Below are 21,762 nucleotides of genomic sequence, written 5' to 3' on the forward strand. Positions count from 1 at the left end.
CACAAAAGCCTCAGCATTGGCTGAGGCTTTATACGACTACAAATTAAGCCGCTAGAATGTCTTTAAGATCTTTCTCAGGAGTAGAGATAGCGCGCATATCAAACTCATCTTGAATGATTTTCAGTAGGTTATCAGTCAAGAACGCAGGTGCTGTAGGACCTGTGTAAATCCCTTTCACGCCCAATGCAAACAACGTAAGAAGAATCACAATCGCCTTTTGCTCAAACCAAGACAGAACTAACGTCAGCGGTAATTCGTTAATGCCACAATCAAACTCTTGAGACAGTGCTAACGCTAATTGAATCGCAGAGTAAGCATCATTACATTGACCCACATCTAATAGACGTGGAATACCGTTGATGTCACCAAATTGGTTCTTGTTGAAACGGAATTTACCACACGCTAGCGTTAGAATAAGTGAATCTTCTGGCGCTTGAGCGGTAAAGTCTGTGTAGTAGCTACGCTCTGCTTTATCACCATCACAACCACCGACTAGGAAGAAGTGCTTGATGTTGCCTTCTTTGACTTGGTCGATGACTGCTGGTGCTGCAGCCATAAGTGCATTACGACCAAAACCTACAGTGATCATTTGTTCAATTTCATCATGCTGGAAGCCTGGTTGCGCTAGAGCACAATCAATGACTTCACTGAAGTCATCGCCTTCGACATGAACAACACCCGGCCAGCCCACGATGCTACGAGTAAATAGACGATCACGATATTGACCAATATCTGGGTTTAGTAGACAGTTCGACGTCATGACAATCGCACCAGGGAAGTTAGCAAATTCTTTCTGTTGATTTTGCCAAGCGCTACCATAGTTACCGACTAAATGAGGGTACTTCTTCAATTCAGGGTAGCCATGGGCAGGTAGCATTTCACCATTGGTGTAGACGTTAATGCCTTTGCCTTCTGTTTGCTGAAGGATTTTCTCTAAGTCATGTAAATCATGTCCAGACACGAGAATACAGTGGCCTTTCACTGTCTTAACGTTTACTGACGTTGGTTCAGGGTGACCAAAAGTATCTGTCTCACCTTTATCAAGCATTTCCATGACTTTGTAGTTCATCAGACCAATCTGCATTGAAGTATCTAGCAGCTGTTTTAGATCCGTTGGATCTGTGCCTAAGAACGCCATGATTTCGTGGTATTCGCCTTGGATCTCTACGTCAGTTTGACCAAGAACGCGTGCATGTTCCATGTACGCTGCTGCACCTTTTAATCCGTATAGACAAAGTAAGCGCAATCCAATCACGTCTTCGTGTTGAGAATCGTGGCCACGGTTCACAGCAGCTTGAGGCGCAAGTGCAATCAAAGCTTCAGGATCTGTTGGCAGGTCAAACTGAGCAGCAGCTGATAGTTCAGGAATTTCAAAACCAGTGATAAGCGCAGCAGCACGAACTTGTTGCTCAAGTTTTTCTTTGTATTGATGAGATTGTTGTGCGAATTCGATGATACGAGCTGCATCGAAGTTTACGTTCGTCAGCGTTGCGAAGAATGCTTTTGGTGCCCACTCATCAACTGCAGAGTCGATAACACCACATTCGCGGCCCAAACTAGCCCAAAAGGAAACACCTTGAAGAGAATGCACCAACACGTCTTGAAGGTCTGATACTTCTGATGTCTTACCACACATACCTTGTGTGAAAGAACAGCCTTTTACGGTTGGGGTTTGAATGGTTTGTTCACATTGAATACAGAACATATTGGGCTCCAGTAATAATTATGTATTCGTAAGTTCTTTGCTTACGAAGATTTATATCCGCTCACCCTAGAGCATCAACCGTGCCAACTTTTAAATAACTGATTTATAAGAGTTTTAATTATTAACCCTATTTTGATCATGTGTATATGACTACAAAACCACTTTTCATATCCACACATGCGTGTCCTATTGACACAAGGGAATATATCAACATTGTTCATGTTTGATTCATATTGTGGTTGTTATAGTCAAGACAAATGAAAAGAGGAAAGAATATGAAGAATATATTTGTGACAGTATTTGCCTTAATTGCTGGTTTCATGGCGCTAGTAACAAGCTTAGTGCTAGCCATTCCACTTGCAATCGCAGCACTTATCACAGGTAAACGCATTCAAAATAAAATGAAGCAGCAAGGCTACACAGCTCACTACGCTGGTGGGCAATTCAATCAAAGTCAATATACGAACAGCGCTAACTCGAACACGATTGAGGGTGAGTTCGAAGACTTGTCTAACAAGAAATAATTCCACTAGATTGCACACACAACCTAACTAAAACCGCATATGAAGTACGTTATCTCCCTCACCGTGGTATCCGCAACGCTGCTAACCACAGCGTTGCTTGGATGCTCAGCAGACATCGTCGCGCCAGCCTACGAGCAATCAAGTTCACTCCCGAATTATCAACAAGCGTCCTTTGAAGAATATGCAAAAGACACACGAACCTGGCTCAAAGAAAACCGTGTTTTCATCAGCGAAGATGAAACGCTGGAACTTGATGCGAACTCGCCAACAGAATACAAACCCAAACATCCTAACGGGCAAGCCGTTTTATTGGTTCACGGGCTTGGAGATTCACCCTACTCCTTTATCGATGTTGCTGAACATTTACAGCAACAAGGTTTTTTAGTCAGAACAATTCTACTTCCTGGCCATGGCAGTAAAGTGGGAGACTTAATGCTTCCTAACCTAACCGATTGGCAAACCGTCGTAGACCACCACACCAAATTGCTACAAAAAGAATATGATTCGGTCTGGCTTGGCGGCTATTCTACGGGGGCAAACTTGGCGACCTCGCAAGCAATCAATGATCCGTCAATCTCAGGGTTACTTTTGTTTTCCCCAGCCTTTCAACCCAACTCACCAGCGGTTCAATACGCGGAGTTCGCCAGCCATTTTATTACATGGGCAGATCAAGACCCGGAAGATAATTACTTGAGATATAACTCGTTACCGATGAATGGTGCGGCGGTCTATTATCAGACCTCAGAAGTCGTACGAGAGGATCTGGGCAAAGCCAATTACGAGAAACCAGTTTTTATCATGATGAGTGAAGGCGACAGTGTCATTGATACCCAATACGTCGCTGACCAATTCAAGCATACTCTAACCAACCCAAGTAACGCTTTAATTTGGCAAGGTGAATCCAGCATTGATGATCCGAGAAGTACGGCATTTTCGATGAAACTCTCCAAGCAGCGTATTTCTAACGGATCACATATGGGACTGTTGTTTTCACCAGATAATCCCAACTACGGGATTAACGGACGGGAAAGAATATGCAGTAATGGACAAGGCAGTGAACTTGAACAACGCTGCCAAGCTGGGGAATCGGTATGGTACTCATCTTGGGGCTACCAAGAAGCAGGAAAAGTCCATGCAAGGCTTACCTATAACCCTTATTTCAAAGAAAGCATGCTTGCACTCGATGGCGTCTTAGGCGCCACCCATTAAAACTCTAAGCTGTCACTGACAATATCAATCACCCAGATATGAATTCGCCCTTGCAGACCAATACTGCAAGGGCGAATGTCGCATTCATCAATCACACCAACATCGTTACACCGTCACGACAACTCGAACTGCAAGCAATATCAGTACTATCCCTGAAAGACGGTCGATCAACTGTGCCTTAGAACGGATACGTTCAACGACCAGTGGGCTAGATAGAATCAGAGTGATAAACGTGTACCATAAACCGTCGACAACTAGAGGTGTCGCTACAATAATCACTTGATTGGTTAACTCGTTGCCTAACGCCACAAATTGACTAAATAATGCGATGAAGAACAGAGCAATTTTAGGGCTCAACAAGGATAGCAAAAACGCCTCTCTTGCTGACTGCCAATAGCTCATTCGTTCGCCAGATTCGAGTTTCGCCGCAACTCCACCTTTCGAACGAAGCGCGTTATAGCCTAAGTAAGCCAAATAACCCGCCCCTGCATAGCTGATGCCTTTGAACAATAATGGTGATTGCTCGAGTACGACTGCTAAGCCAATAATGGTAACAAACGCATACACACCAATTCCCATTGCATGCGCCCAAGCTGCAACCAGACCATTCATTCTGCCACCAGCTAGGCTGTGTTTGGCGATCATCGCTAAACTCGGCCCTGGAGACATAGCCCCTAATAAGCAAATGGCTAAAAGAGACAGCCAAATCGTAAATGTCATTATGAATCCTTGTTATATCCGTGAGGTTTCGACCTCTTTGTTTGATACAAAGACAGTAACAACTCAAAGATATTATTTGAAATCAAAGTTTTTCATCAAGGGTATGATTTTAAATCATACCTATAGAATAACTAGATTCTCGCATGCTCGAAAAAACCAGATTCCTAACCCAGCGGTGAGCCGAATCATTATCATATTTTGGGTGCCACATTAGCCAATAAAGGTGGCTTTCCGTATCGAAAGGCAAATTACGATACTCAAGATCTATATGATGCGCCAAGTTAATCGCGATATGTTCAGGGACGATCATCAAATAGTCACTTTGGGAAAGCGCGTTACAAGCAGCAGAGAAAAACGGCACTTTTAACGCCACTCTTCGCTCATGCCCAAGCGCTTTCAAGGCGATATCAGCATGTGAGTCTTTATCTCCACCACCGGTCACTTTGATGTGGGCGTAGTTCACCAACTCATTAACGGATATGGATCTTTTGCTCGCTAACGGGTGAGATTTTCTCATCACACACACCGACTTATCTTCTCCTAGCTTCAAGCTTGAAACTTGAGTCGGCTTGCTCGGCAGCATGGTTGAAGCTAAGTGGATGCCCGTATCGTTCAAACAGTTGAGGAAATTCGGTTGCCATAACCGATAAGCAAGATCGATTTGAGGCGCTTGCTTAGAAATACGAAGCGCAATGTCCGGTAGAATATACTGAGCCACATAATCGCTAGAGGCCAATATTAACTCCCCTTTCCAATCCGCCGGCTCAAAAGGCTTATCGTCTAGGAGGTGATCAAATTCACCCAACAAATCATCCAGCTTTTCTTTTAGCTGCAATGCTCTTGGGGTGGGAATCAACTGGTTACCATCTCGAACAAGAATGGGATCACTGCATAGTTCTCGTAACTGCGCGAGTTGGCGACTGACTGCAGACTGAGTGATGTTCAGACGCTGCGCCGAGCGGCTTACATGGCACTCTTCCAAGAGTACGTGGAGCGAACGTAATAAGTTAAGGTTGATGTTATTCAGCATACGTGACCCAAGGTTTACGCCACTCTGGAGCAGGAAAGCTGTCTGGCCAGTACTCAATCTGCTTGGTAATGAGCCCGTTCTCTACGGTATGAAAAGTGATGGCGGTATCCGTTTGGGTTCCGTCCGAGACAGTGACGCGGGTGACCACTTCATTACCATCACTGACGATGCTGTTAATCTGAAAGGTCCACTGACCTTGCGCTGGGTATTCAGAGTTTACGTGCCCAAAATTTTCTCGCCCCGTAATGATTTCTTTAGATTGAGGCCAATGTACTTCACAGTCATGACTTAACCACTCTGCCGCAAGGTAAAAGTCATTTCCTTCCATTGCTTGCCAATAGGCAAGTACTGTCTCTTTTGCTGTCATGACTTCTATCGCGTTGTGTTAAAAAACTCATTGAGTACGGTGTGGGTCATCAAGTGACGTAGGTCTGGGTAAGCTTGAATCTCATCCCTAATTTGATTCAGCCTCGCCATACTTGCGACTTCCAAGTAGAGCATCATGTCAGTCTCACCACTAATGGCATGACACCATTTCACTCCATCAATCGATTGAATATCGCTCGCATAAGATTCGCAATTATGCGTAGAGCTCGACATATCGAACTTCAAAGCCAAATAAGCGCATACGTTGGTTTCACCTTCTGAGCGAGCAATTTGCGTGTGATACCCAAGAATCACTTTATCGTTTTCTAACTTCTTGATTCTTGCGGTTACTGCCGAGCGAGATAGGTTTACATCTCTAGCAATGTCGCTAACTGAACTGCGCGCGTTTGTTTGCAATATTGCTAAGATCTGCTCGTCAAATTTATCCATATTCGTTTCCACTATCCAACTGTGTTTTTTCATTTATCAATAAGCAATTTGACACAGTTTTCATTCAACAAAAACCATTAATCCGCCCCTAATAGCGACAATTTCACGTGTAAGCCCACAAGATTCCGTCAAAATGACATTTGATTGCGACAAATTGCTAGCTGTAATCATACAAACATCGCGCTATTCTCGTAAATCATAAGAAAAGAAAATCACTCGGCTACGGAAGGCAAATGACGCAATTAAAACAAGAAATTACCCTGCTATCTGGCATCGGACAGCTTTCAACCACCCTATTGGGGACTGGCTTATTTATGATCCCAGCGATTGCCGCTGGCATTGCTGGTCAATTCTCTTTGTGGGCGTGGCTCATATTGTTCATCGCAATTTGCCCAATCGCTCTGACCTTCGCGGCTTTAGGTAAGCGCTACCCCAATGCTGGCGGAACCGCCTATTTTGTCCGCCAAGCCTTTGGCTCTAAACTTGAGACCAGTGTTGCTTGGCTGTTTTTGAGCGTGATCCCTGTAGGGGTTCCTGCAGCGGTTGCATTGGCAGGAGGGTTTGCTCAACAATTGTTACCAACGGGTCTTAACTCGCCATTAGTGGCCCAGTTATTCACTGTTGCCTTGCTCATTGTCGTCAACCTAATGGGAAGTAAATCTTCAGGGCGATTACAAAGTGTAATTGCCATATCCATCTTCGGGTTAATTGCCGCGTTTCTGTGGAAAGGAGGTATCGGCAGCGCCGACATAGCGATGCCGACCCTGACCTCTGATTCACTATGGTCTATTGGTCTTGCGTTAGGCGTCATGTTTTGGTGCTTTGTGGGGATTGAAGCATTCGCTCACATGGGTGAAGAGTTCAAAAACCCTCAACGTGACTTTCCTATTGCGATCGTGATTGGCTGTTTTGTCGCAGGCGCGACCTATTGGGCATGTTCTGTCGTGATATTGAAGATGCAAGCGTACGGTTCTGCACAATTCGATTCAGCGTCCATCCCTTGGATATCAGAACAACTTTTTGGTAGTAGCTTTAAAGTCGCCATCAGTATGCTTGGGTTCTTTGCTTGTTTCGCGAGTTTAAATTTATACACGCAAAGCTTATCAAGAATGTTGTGGGCGCAAGCGAGGGAACATAAGCCAGAAAGCAAAATGGCTCGACTATCGACACAGGGCGTCCCTCATTATGCGACTTTTTCAATCGGTGCCGTGGTTATCGTCTCCTGCGTCATTGGTGAGTATTCGGGTTTAGACCTTGAGTTTTTCCTTAAACTTGCCAATGGTATTTTCGTCCTTATTTACTTATTGGCGATGCTCGCCGCATTTAAATTGCTTTCCGGGTTCACCAAAAAACTTGCAGCTATTTCACTTGTCCTTTGTACTCTCGTTTTCATGTGCCTAGGCTGGTCAATGATATATGCGGTCGGTGTGTTTGTGGCGCTATGTTTGCCATGGAAAAGCTGGCTCAACAAAGAGAAAAAAGCACGCGTTTCTAAAGAATTATAGAGGGACGGTTCTATGGCGCGTACTTAGCGCGCCATACTTTTCATCGAGATATAGGGCTGCTCTACAACTCAAAATAGGTCATTTCAGCATTTCGAACGTTCAGTAAGGTTTGAGGTGGTAGAGTTTTCCACCCATTTTTCGAAGAAAGCGGCTCGGATGCAAACGCAAGATCGTCTCCTTTCTTTTGGTAAAAGACCGTTGTTGGGCAATCGTCGGTACTGTAGCGCACCACCCAAAACTGATTGCCATCCGAGAGACAAATCGACGCTTTGAAGGGCTCTTCACATCCTTTTTTATTCAGTAAATCCGCTACCTCGTTTAGCGTGACTCGAATCGCTTCCAGCGGTTGTGTCTCTAAGCCATTTTTTAGCATCAATAAAAAGATCAGTTCGCTGTCCGTTGAACCTCGCTTTTGCAGATACAATTCTTCAGGTAATCTGCGCTCCAACTCAAACTTAATCTTGTCGAATTCACCAATCTGGCCATTATGCAAAAACATCCAATTACGAATGATAAAAGGGTGGCAGTTAGAGCGAGAGACTTGCGTTCCAGTGGAAGAGCGGACATGCGCCATAAAGCGATGAGATTGAATATGATGCGTCAAGGAGCGAAGATTTTCATCTCCCCAGGCCGGTAGCACTTCATGAAATTGCCCAGGGGTGTCCCTGTCAGTATACCAACCCAAACCAAACCCATCAGCGTTCACTTTCGTCACCGCTTTTCTCGCCTCGAGACTTTGATGCACAAGGGAGTGTTCTGGTTTATAAACCAGTTCATCCATGTAAATTGAGGTTCCTTGATAGGCTAACCAACGACACATACATCCTCCTAATGACCGGCGTGAACCACTAAAACATGTTCAAATAAAGCACGTTCAAAAAACAGTAGCAAGCTTATTTATTAACCTATCAATATCTTCCAAGGGAACATTACCAAAACCAAGCACAGCGCCATGCCAGCTTCGATCGCCCTTGCGGTTTTCATAGTAAGCCAGAGGACGAATAATAATTCCTAGCTCGAGTGCTCTTTCACACCATAGTTCTTCTCTTATTCCTTCCTCCCACTTTACAGTAACATGCAGCCCGGCAGGTTGACTGATAACCTGCACTCGACCGTCAAATGTTCGCTCAATGGCCTCAATCATTGCGTTATACTTCATTTTGTATGTTCGGCGCATTTTGCGAATATGCCTGAGCAAATCCCCTTCCAATATAAAGTCCGCTAAAGCAGCCTGAGTGTGAGATGGTGAATCTCCACTAAGGGCATCTTTAATTTCCAAACATCGAGGTACCAAACCCTCCGGTACGACTAAATAACCAAGCCGTAAACCGTTAAACATGACCTTACTGAACGACCCAACATACAGCACACGGTCATCATGCCCTATTTTCCCCGCCAGCCCCTGCATGCTCGTATATGGCCGATGCGCGAACTGGAATTCACTATCATAATCATCTTCAATCACCCAACGTTTGTTTTGATGCGCCCACTCTATAATGTTGAGTCTCTGTTCTGTATTAAGGGTCGTGCCCATCGGATATTGGTTACTAGGTGTCAAATACAAAGCCTGAGCTTCGCTGGAAGTAATATCAGCAATAGAAGGGCCTGATTTTTCTTGAACGATCAATGGCTCTAACTGCATATTTAGCAAGTTCAATGACTTACGCATCTGAGCGTAGCCAGGGTTTTCCATTAAGACCTGATCGCTCGGTTTCAGTACCGACATCAGCGCAATGATCATCGCCTGCTGAGCACCAGAAGTGATGATGATCCGAGAAGGAGTACACACTACAGAGCGACTACTGGAAAGATAGTCGCTAATCGCATGTCTTAGGTTACTGTCGCCCTGAACACTGCGATTCCCTGCAATGAAATCTCTAGATACATGTCGTTGTAATAACCTTTGCCACTTGGCATAGGGGAATAAACTGAGATCGGGCACTCCAGGAGCGAAGGCTTTATTGATGTTGGGTTCTACTGTGGGAGCATAAGGCTCTCTGGTTTGAGAAGGCACCTGCGCTAAATAGTGCTCCGGAAGATCAACTGAAACATAGTAACCCGAGCTTTTAACGCTCGTGATATACCCCTCTGCGACTAACTGCTCGTATGCCAAAATCACCGTATTTCGGCTCACCCCAAGGCCCGACGCAAACTTTCTGGTTGACGGTAACTTTCCACCTTTCGGCCACAAGCCTTCTATAATTCGCTCTCTAACCCCATGAAAAATGGCACTTTGTCGGCTTGGTTTTGCTTTGTCTAAAACAAAATCTCCAATGTCTATCGGCTGCAATCTGGATCCATCCACTTGTTAAAACTGGCTCTATTCAAGATACCACTTAATTCATACATTAGCGAAAAGGCAAACGAATCATGGGGGACACGATATGTTATCGAGCACAAAAAGAACTGAAATTAAAAAAGGCACGCGAAAAGCGGTTTTCGAAACAGAGAAGCTTCACCAAATCATCGACGAAAGCTTAATTGCCCATGTAGCCATTAACGAAGAATCAGGCCCAGTGGTGATACCTATGTTGGCATGGCGCGTTGAAGATAATGTTTATATTCATGGAGCTCGAAATAGTCGATTGCTGCGTAGCTTAAAAAATGGCGCTAAAACCTGTTTAACCTTCACTTTGTTTGATGGTTGGGTGCTCGCAAGATCGGCGTTCCACCATAGCGCCCATTATCGTTCGGCCGTGGTATTTGGCTCTTTTGAGGTAATCGAAGACAACGCTGAAAAAGACCGACTCTTGAATATCTTTATCGAACAAATCGCACCAGGGCGAACGGGTGAAGTAAGACTGAGTAATGAGAAAGAACTCGCCGCGACAGAGTTGCTCGCCATACCGCTCACTGAAGCTTCCGTAAAAATTGGTAGGCACGGGGTAAACGACGATGCGGCAGACTTGGATATTCCTGTATGGGCTGGGGTGCTTCCGTATAGAACGGTTGTTGGCCCACTCGAACCGACAAGCGATTTGTCAGATACATTGAACGAACCCGACTATCAGCAAGCTTATGGTGAACGCTGGTATCAAAATTAACATTTAGCTATTTTCAAAATCATCGAGTTGTATACAATCTAGATAAGAATAAACACGGATTTATGCATGAAATGATGTTAGGAAAACACACCTTACAAGTTTATGGCTTGCTCAACGGCATCGGGCAAGTCTATTTTTCACCTTCATTACTCACTTCGTTTTTCATTTTGTGCGCCATTGCCGTTGAATCAATTACTTTGCTTATCCTAACGGTCATCGGTGCGCTCACCAGTCACTTTATTGCTCAGTTAACACGCAAGCCTCAAACAGATATCGACCAAGGCTTATATGCGCTGAATGGTGCACTTGTCGCGCTCTTCATAGGAAGTTTCTACGAACTTAATCTTGGGCTGTGGCTAGTTACCGTTGTAGGTGCTGCGCTTACGGTACCTATAGCAAAAATCGTATTTAGTTTTAAAAAATACAAAGGCTATACCAGTGCATTTATCACAACAACATGGCTGATTTTCGCCTTGTTATCTCTGTTAGATATTGATGCCAGTTCCGCTTCAACAGACCAACATCTGTGGTTGCACATTCCAAACGAGCTTGCCGTTCTTTTAATAGGCATCAGTCAGGTAGCATTTATTAATAATGAACTATCGGGTTTGCTCATTCTCGTGGCAATGGCAATGTACAAGCCAATACATGCGCTTTGGGTCATTGGAGCATTACTCGTTACAACCGGGGTTAATTCTTACTTAGGCGTGGAGCAAGCGTTAGTCGAACGAGGCTTGTATGGGTATAACGTGGTATTGGTTACGCTGGCCTTGCTGCACTACAAAAATATGCATTGGGGCCTAGTGATATTAGGTGGGATGACTAGCTGCGTGATCACTTATGTATTTCATGGGCTGCAGCTGCTTCCGCTTACAGCCCCATTTATTTTAAGCGCTTGGTTGATGGTTTATTTTTCCGGTGTGCTCGGTAAATACTGTTCCATTAATGTACATGGATCCGAATCCAAATAGCCTTGGTTACCATGAACTCTCATCAATTCTGCCGCCAGTGCAGCCATTGGCGTAGAGGCTTGCTCTTCAAATGCTAACTGCTTAGCCATATCTAAATCTTTAAGAAGGGTTTTCACATGCCATTTCACTGGCTCATAATCCCTTTCAGCCATTCTAGGACCTGTGATTTGTAAAGGCAGTGAATCAGCGAAACCTCCACTTAATGCGCTAGCTATCTGAGTTGAATCGACGCCTGATTTCTCGGCCAGCGCATAGACTTCCGCCATGACCAACACATTGCAACTCACCAGCATTTGGTTTCCAATTTTAGTCACTTGCCCCGAACCGACCTCTCCCATTCGAGTCACATTATCACCAAGCACTTGATAGATGGGCATCAAAGCTTCAATGGTGGATTCATTCCCACCACACATGATCGCCAATGAACCCTTTTCAGCACCTGCCACTCCGCCAGAAACGGGATTATCAACCCACTGAATATCGGTTTCTTCATACAATTTTTTCGCCATTGAAACTGTCGATTTAGGCGAGATGCTCGAGAAATCCATGATGACTTTAGTTCTAGATGATTGAGCATTTTTAATTGCTTCTAGTACACCACTCTCCCCAAGCACGACCGCTTCTACAGCACTGGTGTCGGATACGCACAACATCAAAACATCTGATGATGTCACAAGTTCTTCAAGGGAGGTTTTAAGCACCGCCCCTTTACTAACCACAAATGATGATTTGCTCGGGGTTCTTGCCCAAACATTAACGTCATAGCCAGCATCAACAAGCCTCGCTACCATAGGATTACCCATTAACCCTAACCCAATAAAACCTATCGTTTGCTGCATAACTACTCCTCGAACTAGTAACTAACGTGCTTTGAATTACGGTCTACGACATCACAACGAATCACCGACTGCTCCACCACCAGCCCCGCTATTTGCTGGCGACTCGCAAGGTAATGGTCGGTTAATTTATGTTGAGCTAATGCTGCCTCATCGGCATAAATTTCATAAAGATAGAAGCAATGGTCGTCATCTTGCGCTTGCAACACATCAAATACAAAACACCCCGCTTCGTTCGTCACTGAAGAGAGTGCGTTTTCATTCATCACAGATAAGTACTGCTCTCGCTTTCCTTGTAAGACCACATTCTTAACAATAATACAGAACATAATTTTCCTTAATTTGATCTCTAGATATCCCTTAGCACACCATGAATTCGATTTTTTATCAATAATTGTATACAATACTTAACCATATAAAATACAATCAAGGACAATTGCAATGATAAAACGGCCAAGCCCATTCAACGGATTAAGACATTTAGCACTAAAAGTTTATGAGTTTGATGAATGTCTGAATTTCTATACGGAAGTGATGGGAATGCAGGTATTGCGGAAAGCGAGTGATAATCTCGTGTATTTGACCTGTGGTAACGACAACCTATCCTTAGGCAGAGCGCACAGTCCGACTGAAGCCAGAGCCCAAACACTCGACCACTTTGGTTTTGTCGTAGATTCGAAACAACAATTGCAAGAATGGTTTGAGTACATGCAGTCGATCAACGTACCGCTATTGGATCGACCACATGACCACAGTGATGGTGCGCGAAGTTTCCATTGCCAAGATCCTGCGGGCAATATCATTCAACCTCTGTTTCACCCTGCCGTTTCCGGACAAAGTATTCGCTAGAACAGGCGAGCTTGGTTACCCATTCAAGCGGAATCGTTCTATGTATTGCTTAGGAGTCAACCCCCGATGCTTTTTGAACATACGGTTGAAGCTCGCTAGATTCGTGTAACCAAGCCGACTGGCGACTTCAGTGAGGAGCACTGAGTGACGCATTAAATCCACCGCCGAATTACTCAGGACATAACCCATCACGGTGGTAAAGTTCATCCCCAAATTCTGTAGACGTCGCTGGAACTGTTGTTCTGACAATCCAAGCAAATTTGATACACGTGCCAACGTCGGTAGCCCATAGTGACAGCTGTATTTGATCATCTCGTAAATGACTTTATGTTGGTCATTTGGGTTTGGCATGTTCATGAAAACGTCTAAATCGCTAAATCCCATCGCAAGTTGGGTTTTCGAATTCGTCTCTTGCTGGTTAGATGCCAACATCAGGTTTGATCGCAGCCACACCTCCGTTTTGGAATGATTCCAAACCACTTCACAACCGAAATATTGCTCATATAATTTCCGATTCTCACGAGACCCTTGGAGCATGACACGAGTAGGCGCATAAGAATCCCCTAAGTAACGTCTTAGCACTTTAGTTAATAAGACCGCGACTCGAATACTGTCATGAACTTTAACGTCACTATCTACCGAAGAGTTATGATAATTCCACTTCATTAAATGCCCGACTTGAGCACCGGTTAAATGCGCCCCAGATTGTAGGCAGCTCATCCCCATATTAATACGTCGAATCGTGGAAGCGAGGTCATGACCAGAAAAAAACCAATGCCCAATCGAGCCAACCTTATCCAAGTCAACTTTCGATGCCATTTTCAGCATCACATCTGGATCTTGCGTTAAGCGCACTAGCTCTCTCAACCAAGTGCACATTTCACTAATCGGGAGCAAGTTCATTGAATTCTTAAACACGCTTGGCGGAAGAGAAAATTGGTCAACATTTACACCATATTCCGTCCGCGTATTTTGATAAACACCCATTAATGCAAGTGCTCTAATAAAATTCACATTCTGATTCACAATCATTTCCACGCATTCAAATTACAGATCACGTCATAAATAATTATCATCCGAGATAATCTGCTCAAAAACAACCAATATGAATGGATATCAGCAAAATGCAGCCAATCATCCACTGTGGGGGAATTAAATGAGTTTACTTAGCGTTCCATTTGTAGGAACAGGCGCTGATACAGCATTACATGTAGTCGCAGGCATCGTACTAGTCGCCACCATTGCCGCTGCTGCTTATGGATTTTGGCGTTTTCACGAATTGCCGATCAATAAAGCTCACAGTAAAGACCACCACCAGATTGGCCTCATTACCGCCTTAACCTGGATAGGCTTCCTCTGGCATTGGGTATGGGTCATTGCTGTCATTCTTGCTTTTGTCGATATGGAAAAAGCCGTCATCAACCTTCGTGACACATGGAAGAGTCCTACAAAATCAATGGATTCAACGACTCAACCCGAAGAGGAAACAACATGTTAGAAGGTTTAGCTGTTTGGGCACTATTCATTTACCTACTAAGACTCGTCGGTATGCCTTGGAATAAAGCGACCAAAAGCTTCGCGTACTTAGGTGGTACCTCATGGTTAATGTTTGTTTGGGTAGGCTTAATCAATTACACACCGATGGATTTATCCGGTGGCTCTGTGGTGCAATCACCCCATATCCAATTACGCCCTGATTCAACGGCAGTTACCGGCAAGGTGGATGCAATCCATATATCGCCAAACCAGCAAGTGGCAAAAGGTCAGCTCATCTATGAAATTGATGAAACTAAATATCGTATTGCCGTCGAGCAGCAACAGATCAAACTCAGCTCCGCCTCTGCAGCACTAGATACAGCCAAACAAGAAGTGGAAATTGCAAAAGTAAGCTATCAATCGAGTCTGGAAGATATCCAAACTGCGAAAGCCAAGCTCAAATCTGCAAATACGGACCTAGCGCTACAGAAAAGAACACTAAAACGCTACATGGAGCAAAATCGAGTTGTTAAAAACACAATTACGGAAAGCGACATTGATAAGCAAACCGCCACTGTCGAGTTAGCGGCTCATAACATTGAGACACTCAAGTCTCAGCTTGAAAAGAAAAAAGTCGATTCATTGAATGCCAAACTCAACATTCAAAAGTCTGAATTGAATGTAGCAACCAAGCTTAACGACGTCGATGCTGCACAAACGTCACTTGAACAGGCACAATGGGATCTAGCAAGCACCAACGTCCATGCTCCCACGGATGGCTTCGTGACCAACTTCATCTTACGTGAAGGGCAACGTGTATCTATGATGCCAAGAATCCAAATGTACACTCATGAGAAATACGTTCTAATGAGGGTAAACCACCAAGCGATTCGAAATGTGAAAGTCGGACAAACCGCTGAGTTTGCGTCAGCCGTTTACCCTGGCCACATCTTTTCAGCGTCAGTAGAGGGCATTGTCGAAGCAACAGGCGAGGCGCAGGGTTCTTTGATGGGGTGGGACGATTCGGTAAGAGTCACGACAGGCAAAAACCTTCAAAACAAACATCATTTTGTTCGATTAAAAATCGAAGAGACTGAAGGCTATGATATTCCTGTGGGCTCCGTTGGGCTTGCATGGGTCAGTGCAGAAAAACCGATTGGGTTTATGTCATTCCTTGATGTCATCCGTGGCATTATTATCCGAATGAAGTCGCAGTTGTACTTCTTTTATTCGATTTAATGGTCGTTAGTATAACTCGATACAAAACCGTTAATAACAATATGCACAACATTGCATTATCGTGGAGATCGCAATTTGCAATTGCATTTTGCAAACAAAATCGGCAAATACGTGTAAATACGCACCAAATTGCTATGAAAACCCGCAATTTTTGGGATTGAAAAGTTGGCACGCATGCTGCATTATACAAATTGACCCTTCTTAAGCCGAGGGTCACCTAGCCAACTGACGTTGTTAGTGAATAATCTTTGTTCACACTATATATAAGCCAATCGCACCTTTGCGGTTGGCTCTTTTTTTACCCGTCGACCTGCCCTTCCCTCGTGAATTTGATCTCGTTTCCTATCATCTAAACCTAACGCATTAAACTTACTCGGTTACCTTTGCTCATCAACCTTCAAATAAAGCATCGCAACGTGAATTTATTGTACCGCTTTGAAATAACAGCAAATCCTTTCCCGCATTTGCTTTCCTTCCCAGTATAAAAGTAAGCGAAGTACTCCCCTCTAATATACAGACATGCATTTAAAACAGACTAAGATGACTTTGCACTCATAAATACACTGGCATACAAGATAATCATATAAGTAAACGTTTAATCTTAATTTAATCACCAATCAAATAAAAAAATAAACAGCTGATAAATAAGACAAATAATAATAAAACATAGATTTAAAACGTTTTATTAACATTATTATCATTGACTCTCTGTTTTATATCACCATAATGCGCACGTTTGTCTGAAAAATGACGACTAAAATTCATTTCAATTGCGGAGGTATATGATGGCTGCGGATAATAACTACAGTCTTGGGCCGGTTCCAACATCGGCTAGGAAAGGAGTCGCTTCACTTACGATGGTAATGCTTGGACTCACTTTCTTCTCTGCAAGTATGTGGACCGGCGGTTCACTAGGCACCGGCCTTTCTTTTAATGACTTTTTCCTTGCTGTTCTCATTGGTAACCTAATTCTAGGTATTTACACTTCTTTCCTTGGCTACATCGGTTCTTCCACTGGACTTTCAACTCACCTTCTTGCTCGTTTCTCTTTTGGTACTAAAGGCTCATGGCTCCCTTCTGCACTTCTTGGTGGTACTCAAGTCGGCTGGTTTGGTGTCGGTGTGGCAATGTTTGCGATTCCCGTACAAAAAGCGACGGGCATTGATACCAACACTCTTATTATTGTCTCCGGCCTGCTAATGACCGCAACGGTGTACTTTGGCATCAAAGCTCTAATGGTACTTTCTGCGATTGCGGTACCTGCGATTGCAGTACTGGGCGGTTACTCTGTTCTTTCCGCCGTAGAAAGCGTGGGTGGCTTAGAACAACTTCAATTAATTCAGCCAGAAACGCCGATGGATTTCTCTGTCGCATTAGCCATGGTTGTCGGTTCATTTGTTAGTGCGGGAACCCTCACGGCAGACTTCGTAAGATTTGGTAAAAAGCCTGCGAGCGCTGTATTGGTGACCATGGTGGCTTTCTTCATTGGTAACTCGTTAATGTTCATATTCGGCGCGGCGGGAGCGGCGGCAACAGGCCAAGCCGATATTTCAGACGTGATGATTGCGCAAGGCCTCTTGTTACCTGCGATTATTGTTCTCGGCCTAAACATTTGGACGACCAACGAGAATGCACTGTATGCATCAGGCCTTGGCTTCTCAAATATTACTGGCCGCTCAAGTACTGCCATGTCTATTATCAATGGCGTAATTGGTACGATTTTCGCCCTGTGGCTCTACAATAACTTTGTTGGATGGCTGACATTCCTATCTCTAGCCATTCCACCGATTGGTGGCGTAATCATCGCGGATTTCTTTGCCAACCGAAAACGTTACAAAGATTTTGCAAATGTTCAATTCCAAACAGTTAATTGGGCAGGCATTATTGCCGTCGCAGTAGGTGTCGGTGCAGGCCACTTCCTACCAGGAATCGTTCCACTGAACGCCGTTCTTGGTGGCGCCATTAGCTACTTAATCTTGAACCCAATTATTAATAAAAAAGTGCTAGCGACTCAGCCAGCGTAAGGAATCAAAATGACGACTCTATTAATCAAGAACGCTAAGCTTCAAGCCGAAGATGGCTTGAAACAGATTCTGATTGAAAATGGTCAGTTCAAAACTATTGTCGATAACGACGTAAAGATTGAACACACTGGTGACACGCTAGATGCAGAAGGTGGTATTGCAGTTAGCCCGTTTTGTGAACCTCATATTCATTTAGATACGACGCAAACAGCTGGCGAACCAAATTGGAACATTTCCGGCACCTTGTTCGAAGGGATCGAACGCTGGGCAGAGCGCAAAGAACTGCTTTCCATTGAAGACGTCAAACAGCGCGCGAAGCAAACATTGAAGTGGCAAATCGCCAATGGTGTACAGCACGTTCGTACCCATGTCGATGTTTCAGATCCTACGCTTATTGCTTTAAAAGCAATGGTAGAAGTGCGTGAAGAAATGAAAGAATGGGTCGACATTCAGATTGTTGCATTCCCACAAGAAGGCATTCTTTCTTACCCTAACGGTAAAGAGCTACTTGAAGAAGCTGTTCAGTTAGGTGCTGATGTAATTGGTGCGATCCCTCACTTCGAATTTACTCGCGAATATGGTGTTGAATCCCTACATTATGCGTTTGAATTAGCAAGCAAATACGACCGTTTGATTGATGTTCACTGTGATGAAATTGATGATGAACAATCGCGATTCGTAGAGACGTTAGCAGCACTGGCTCATAAATATGAAATGGGTGACAAAGTAACTGCTAGCCATACGACCGCAATGGGTTCTTACAACGGTGCGTATGCTTCTCGTTTGTTCCGACTATTAAAAATGTCAGGCATCAACTTTGTCGCTAACCCTCTCGTGAACATTCACTTGCAAGGCCGATTTGACGATTACCCTAAGCGTCGTGGTGTAACCCGCGTGAAAGAAATGTTAGCGGCAAACATTAACGTGTGCTTTGGCCATGATGATGTCTTTGACCCATGGTACCCGCTTGGCACAGCAAACATGCTACAAGTACTGCATATGGGACTGCACGTAACGCAAGTCATGGGTTATGACCAGATCAATGAATCGTTAAACTTAATCAGCCACAACTCCGCAAGAACATTGAATATCCTAGATCAATACGGAATCGAAGAAGGCAAACCAGGTAGCTTGCTCATTCTTCCTGCAGAAAACGGCTTTGACGCTGTTCGACGCCAAGTTCCTGTTCGCTATTCAGTGAGACACGGTAAAGTCATTGCACAAACGCAGCCGGCAGTTACTCAAATCAATCTGGACCAACCAGAAGCGGTAACTTTCAAGCGTTAAACACTGATTTCATCAGTACCAAAGGGAGCTTCGTGCTCCCTTTTTTGTTCATCCAAGCTCATACCAAATTATTTTCACTAAAATGTCACACAAACCATGTACATTCATTCTGTTCGTGTTATCATGCACCTGCTCTGTTAGCCAGAGTTATTTAAGTTAGATGAAGTTAAAGTGACAAGTAAAATCGTAAACCGTTTTTGTAAGTAGTTTTTCCTTATTTCTTAGCAATATTAAATAATTTAAGTAACAGCGCATTGCAGTTAATGCAATCAACAATTTGAAAAATTTATGAATAAGGGACAAATTATGTCTAACACAAATACTGGCACTGTAAAATGGTTTAACGAAGAGAAAGGTTTCGGCTTCATTTCTCAAGACAACGGCGGTGCTGACGTATTCGTACACTTCCGCGCTATCGCTTCAGAAGGCTTCAAAACTCTGAAAGAAGGCCAAAAGGTTACTTTCGAAGTTGAAAACGGTCAAAAAGGCCTACAAGCAGCTAACGTTGTTGCTCAATAATTAGCATTTAGCTAAAGAATTTTAAGGCGCTGATTTTTATCAGCGCTTTTTTGTAACTGCTGAACAATCCCATCTATCCGTTTTCTGTACCCTCCTCTGATTTTTCATTCAAGTCGATTATCATTAAACTCAATATTTTATAAACTAATCATGCAATTAATCTTATAATTTTTAAGGCAAGTCCCTTCAATTTCCGCTAATCTTAGAACTAAGTAATTTAGTTGGTATTCCTTTTTGCAGTAATAATAATGAATAAAGACGAATTTCAAAAATCGACAGCTAACCTCAAGAAAGCAGTCCCTTTAATGATGAAGAATCGGGTATCAACAACGCCGGCGAATTACGCGTTATGGTATACCTACGTCGACAATGCAATCCCTCAACTCAATAAAGACATGGACAACGTACTTGAGCAATATGGGATATGCCCTCCTACCGTTGGCGATCAGCTCTATAATAATTATGTCGCAAGCAAAGCCGAAACCAATATGCACGAGCTTCGTGCCAGCATTGAAGTCCTAGTGACAGAAGTCGCAAGCTCAATGACTGACACAATCGCCGATACCTCAGCATTCAGTGAGATGATAGATAAAAGTTTTGGTGAATTGTCTCAAGTCGACAATGAAGGCATGTCGATTGATGAAGTCATGTCCTTGGTTAGGCAGCTAGTATCCGAATCGCGCGATATCCGCCACTCTACACAATTTCTCAATTCTCAGTTGAACACCGCGAGCAGTGAAATTGCTAAGCTGAAAAATCAGCTCATGGAAGTACAGAAAGACGCGATGTTCGATAGCCTATCGAGTCTGTATAACCGCCGCTCTTTCGATAACGATCTAAAAACGCTTTGCGAAACCAACCAAGCAATGTCCTTAATTCTTTTGGATATCGATTATTTTAAGAGCTTTAACGATACTTATGGTCACCTCTTTGGTGATACCGTAATCAAAGGGCTAGCGAGAAAACTGCAATTGAACTGTCGAGAAGGCATTACTGCATACCGATTCGGCGGTGAGGAGTTTGCGTTAATTGTTCCAAACAAATCCTTACGAATTGCGCGACAGTTTGCGGAGACTAATCGAAGAGCCATCGAAAAGCTTTCAATTAAAGATCGTCGTAGCGGTAAACAAGTTGCAAACATCACAGCCTCTTTTGGGGTTGCTGAATTCCAAAAAGGCGATACCGCCGAGACCCTCATTGAAAAAGCAGATAAGCTCCTATACGAAGCAAAGTCTCTTGGTCGAAATCGAGTCATGCCAATCTAAAATTAAAAAGCCTGAGTCAATTGTGCTTTATCTAAGTGTGCTCGCTTTCTAGTAACACTCGCATTCAATAAAAAAAGGGCTGCTCATTGAGCAGCCCTTTTCTAAGCGAGATACACTACAGGTTATAGCAGTAATCCAAACGGTAGTCTTCTCCGCTCTTCGCAGTAAACTCTTTATCTTCACTGCAGGCTTTTGGCTTACCTTTTTCATCACCTCGTACTAAGCTGATCCAGTGGCGCATAGCCGACATGCTTGATTCTGTTGGAATTTGGCTGAATGTGGTGCATGTTTCTAGCTGAATATCTGCGATGTCTACTAGTTCAACGCAGCCCGTTCCTTTATGACAACCAAAAATCACTTCTAAGTGGCTTCCACTTCCATCTTTTAGCAAGATTGAATCTGGATCTGACTTTTCACCCATGTACGCTACAAAGTGCTTAGGATGCTTCAAACCGCTGTGTTGGCCGTCTTTAAAGAACGCTAGGATATGGCGGTAATCAATAACGTAGCTTGTTACGTCTTGATGCGAACCATTCTCTAGTGGGAAAAGTCTATCAAGCAGCTGTTTAGCTTTGATCTGCTTTTCATCTTGTCGATTTGAGCTGATAGTCTCTACGGCAAAGACTGCTTCAGCGATAAATGGTTTATTTTGTTGTTCAATTTCTGTTTTATCGAATGTAAGCATATTCATAGTCTTTCCCTCTTGACTAATTCAGTGACGATTCACTGTTTCATTTACTAGT

23 protein-coding genes are annotated in these 21,762 nt (G+C 43.8%); 12 read left to right on the top strand and 11 right to left on the bottom strand.

Annotated features, from left to right (window positions below):
* Positions 1-43: 43 nt before the first annotated feature.
* Positions 44-1,705 carry a hydroxylamine reductase gene (hcp, locus tag ACHUFI_RS13405; protein WP_394249897.1) on the bottom strand — a complete coding sequence of 554 codons (1,662 nt, stop codon included), beginning with the start codon at positions 1,703-1,705 and terminating at the stop codon, positions 44-46.
* Between the two features lie 275 nt (positions 1,706-1,980).
* On the opposite strand from hcp, the gene ACHUFI_RS13410 reads away from it, so the two are divergent.
* Together ACHUFI_RS13410 and ACHUFI_RS13415 are read left to right on the top strand one after the other, a co-directional pair.
* Positions 1,981-2,229, top strand: a complete 249-nt coding sequence (locus ACHUFI_RS13410) for a hypothetical protein (RefSeq protein ID WP_394249899.1) — start codon at positions 1,981-1,983, stop codon at positions 2,227-2,229.
* A gap of 39 nt (positions 2,230-2,268) precedes the next feature.
* Positions 2,269-3,438 carry an alpha/beta fold hydrolase gene (locus tag ACHUFI_RS13415; RefSeq protein ID WP_394249901.1) on the top strand — a complete coding sequence of 390 codons (1,170 nt, stop codon included), beginning with the start codon at positions 2,269-2,271 and terminating at the stop codon, positions 3,436-3,438.
* A gap of 105 nt (positions 3,439-3,543) precedes the next feature.
* Here the strand turns inward: ACHUFI_RS13415 and ACHUFI_RS13420 are convergent, their stop codons facing one another.
* From ACHUFI_RS13420 to ACHUFI_RS13435, 4 genes are all read right to left on the bottom strand, one after another.
* Positions 3,544-4,158, bottom strand: a complete 615-nt coding sequence (locus ACHUFI_RS13420; RefSeq protein ID WP_394249903.1) for a LysE family translocator — start codon at positions 4,156-4,158, stop codon at positions 3,544-3,546.
* A 109-nt stretch (positions 4,159-4,267) separates the two neighbouring features.
* The gene (locus ACHUFI_RS13425) at positions 4,268-5,188 is read right to left on the bottom strand and encodes a LysR family transcriptional regulator (protein ID WP_394249905.1); all 921 of its coding nucleotides are present in this window, start codon (positions 5,186-5,188) and stop codon (positions 4,268-4,270) included.
* Positions 5,178-5,555, bottom strand: a complete 378-nt coding sequence (locus ACHUFI_RS13430) for a nuclear transport factor 2 family protein (RefSeq protein WP_394249906.1) — start codon at positions 5,553-5,555, stop codon at positions 5,178-5,180. Before ACHUFI_RS13430 ends, ACHUFI_RS13425 begins: the two co-directional genes overlap by 11 nt.
* Positions 5,556-5,560: 5 nt before the next feature.
* Positions 5,561-6,004, bottom strand: coding sequence for an Lrp/AsnC family transcriptional regulator (locus tag ACHUFI_RS13435; protein WP_394249908.1), 444 nt, complete (start codon positions 6,002-6,004; stop codon positions 5,561-5,563).
* 233 nt (positions 6,005-6,237) lie between these two features.
* Between ACHUFI_RS13435 and yjeH the strand changes: the two genes are divergently transcribed.
* Positions 6,238-7,509 (top strand): L-methionine/branched-chain amino acid transporter, encoded by a 1,272-nt coding sequence (gene yjeH / locus ACHUFI_RS13440; protein WP_394249910.1) that lies wholly within the window; start codon positions 6,238-6,240, stop codon positions 7,507-7,509.
* Positions 7,510-7,570: 61 nt separating this feature from the next.
* Here yjeH and ACHUFI_RS13445 read toward each other — a convergent pair whose 3' ends face one another.
* A complete protein-coding gene (locus tag ACHUFI_RS13445; RefSeq protein WP_394249912.1) occupies positions 7,571-8,329 on the bottom strand; it encodes a class II glutamine amidotransferase in 759 nt (252 codons plus the stop codon).
* A 54-nt stretch (positions 8,330-8,383) separates the two neighbouring features.
* Positions 8,384-9,799 carry a MocR-like pyridoxine biosynthesis transcription factor PdxR gene (pdxR, locus tag ACHUFI_RS13450; RefSeq protein ID WP_394249914.1) on the bottom strand — a complete coding sequence of 472 codons (1,416 nt, stop codon included), beginning with the start codon at positions 9,797-9,799 and terminating at the stop codon, positions 8,384-8,386.
* A 94-nt stretch (positions 9,800-9,893) separates the two neighbouring features.
* Between pdxR and ACHUFI_RS13455 the strand changes: the two genes are divergently transcribed.
* On the top strand, positions 9,894-10,553 hold the full coding sequence (locus tag ACHUFI_RS13455) for a pyridoxamine 5'-phosphate oxidase family protein (protein ID WP_394249916.1): 660 nt from the start codon (positions 9,894-9,896) through the stop codon (positions 10,551-10,553).
* 71 nt (positions 10,554-10,624) lie between these two features.
* On the top strand, positions 10,625-11,524 hold the full coding sequence (locus ACHUFI_RS13460) for an urea transporter (protein ID WP_394249918.1): 900 nt from the start codon (positions 10,625-10,627) through the stop codon (positions 11,522-11,524).
* Here ACHUFI_RS13460 and ACHUFI_RS13465 read toward each other — a convergent pair.
* Complete coding sequence (locus ACHUFI_RS13465) at positions 11,461-12,363, bottom strand: NAD(P)-dependent oxidoreductase (protein WP_394249920.1); 903 nt, start codon at positions 12,361-12,363, stop codon at positions 11,461-11,463. The genes ACHUFI_RS13460 and ACHUFI_RS13465 overlap by 64 nt on opposite strands.
* 14 nt (positions 12,364-12,377) lie before the next feature.
* Positions 12,378-12,689, bottom strand: a complete 312-nt coding sequence (locus ACHUFI_RS13470; RefSeq protein ID WP_394249922.1) for a putative quinol monooxygenase — start codon at positions 12,687-12,689, stop codon at positions 12,378-12,380.
* A 112-nt stretch (positions 12,690-12,801) separates the two neighbouring features.
* Between ACHUFI_RS13470 and ACHUFI_RS13475 the strand changes: the two genes are divergently transcribed.
* Positions 12,802-13,209: a VOC family protein gene (locus ACHUFI_RS13475; protein ID WP_394249924.1), complete on the top strand. Its 408-nt coding sequence runs from the start codon at positions 12,802-12,804 to the stop codon at positions 13,207-13,209.
* A gap of 15 nt (positions 13,210-13,224) precedes the next feature.
* Here the strand turns inward: ACHUFI_RS13475 and ACHUFI_RS13480 are convergent, their stop codons facing one another.
* Positions 13,225-14,196 carry an AraC family transcriptional regulator gene (locus ACHUFI_RS13480; RefSeq protein WP_394250175.1) on the bottom strand — a complete coding sequence of 324 codons (972 nt, stop codon included), beginning with the start codon at positions 14,194-14,196 and terminating at the stop codon, positions 13,225-13,227.
* Between the two features lie 169 nt (positions 14,197-14,365).
* Between ACHUFI_RS13480 and ACHUFI_RS13485 the strand changes: the two genes are divergently transcribed.
* From ACHUFI_RS13485 to ACHUFI_RS13510, 6 genes are all read left to right on the top strand, one after another.
* Complete coding sequence (locus tag ACHUFI_RS13485) at positions 14,366-14,707, top strand: MFS transporter (RefSeq protein ID WP_394249926.1); 342 nt, start codon at positions 14,366-14,368, stop codon at positions 14,705-14,707.
* Entirely contained in the window at positions 14,701-15,924 is a 1,224-nt protein-coding gene (locus tag ACHUFI_RS13490; RefSeq protein WP_394249928.1) for an HlyD family secretion protein, read from the top strand. Before ACHUFI_RS13485 ends, ACHUFI_RS13490 begins: the two co-directional genes overlap by 7 nt.
* A gap of 785 nt (positions 15,925-16,709) precedes the next feature.
* Complete coding sequence (gene codB, locus ACHUFI_RS13495) at positions 16,710-17,948, top strand: cytosine permease (protein ID WP_394250177.1); 1,239 nt, start codon at positions 16,710-16,712, stop codon at positions 17,946-17,948.
* A 9-nt stretch (positions 17,949-17,957) separates the two neighbouring features.
* Positions 17,958-19,235, top strand: coding sequence for a cytosine deaminase (locus tag ACHUFI_RS13500; RefSeq protein ID WP_394249930.1), 1,278 nt, complete (start codon positions 17,958-17,960; stop codon positions 19,233-19,235).
* A 306-nt stretch (positions 19,236-19,541) separates the two neighbouring features.
* Positions 19,542-19,754 carry a transcription antiterminator/RNA stability regulator CspE gene (gene cspE / locus ACHUFI_RS13505; protein ID WP_137357171.1) on the top strand — a complete coding sequence of 71 codons (213 nt, stop codon included), beginning with the start codon at positions 19,542-19,544 and terminating at the stop codon, positions 19,752-19,754.
* A gap of 248 nt (positions 19,755-20,002) precedes the next feature.
* On the top strand, positions 20,003-21,019 hold the full coding sequence (locus tag ACHUFI_RS13510; RefSeq protein WP_394249933.1) for a GGDEF domain-containing protein: 1,017 nt from the start codon (positions 20,003-20,005) through the stop codon (positions 21,017-21,019).
* A 115-nt stretch (positions 21,020-21,134) separates the two neighbouring features.
* On the opposite strand, the gene ACHUFI_RS13515 is transcribed toward ACHUFI_RS13510, so the two are convergent.
* Positions 21,135-21,710, bottom strand: coding sequence for an aldolase/citrate lyase/malate synthase family protein (locus ACHUFI_RS13515; protein WP_394249935.1), 576 nt, complete (start codon positions 21,708-21,710; stop codon positions 21,135-21,137).
* Positions 21,711-21,762 lie beyond the last annotated feature (52 nt).

The sequence above is a fragment of the Vibrio profundi genome, from assembly GCF_043642225.1.
Lineage (GTDB): Bacteria > Pseudomonadota > Gammaproteobacteria > Enterobacterales > Vibrionaceae > Vibrio > Vibrio profundi_A.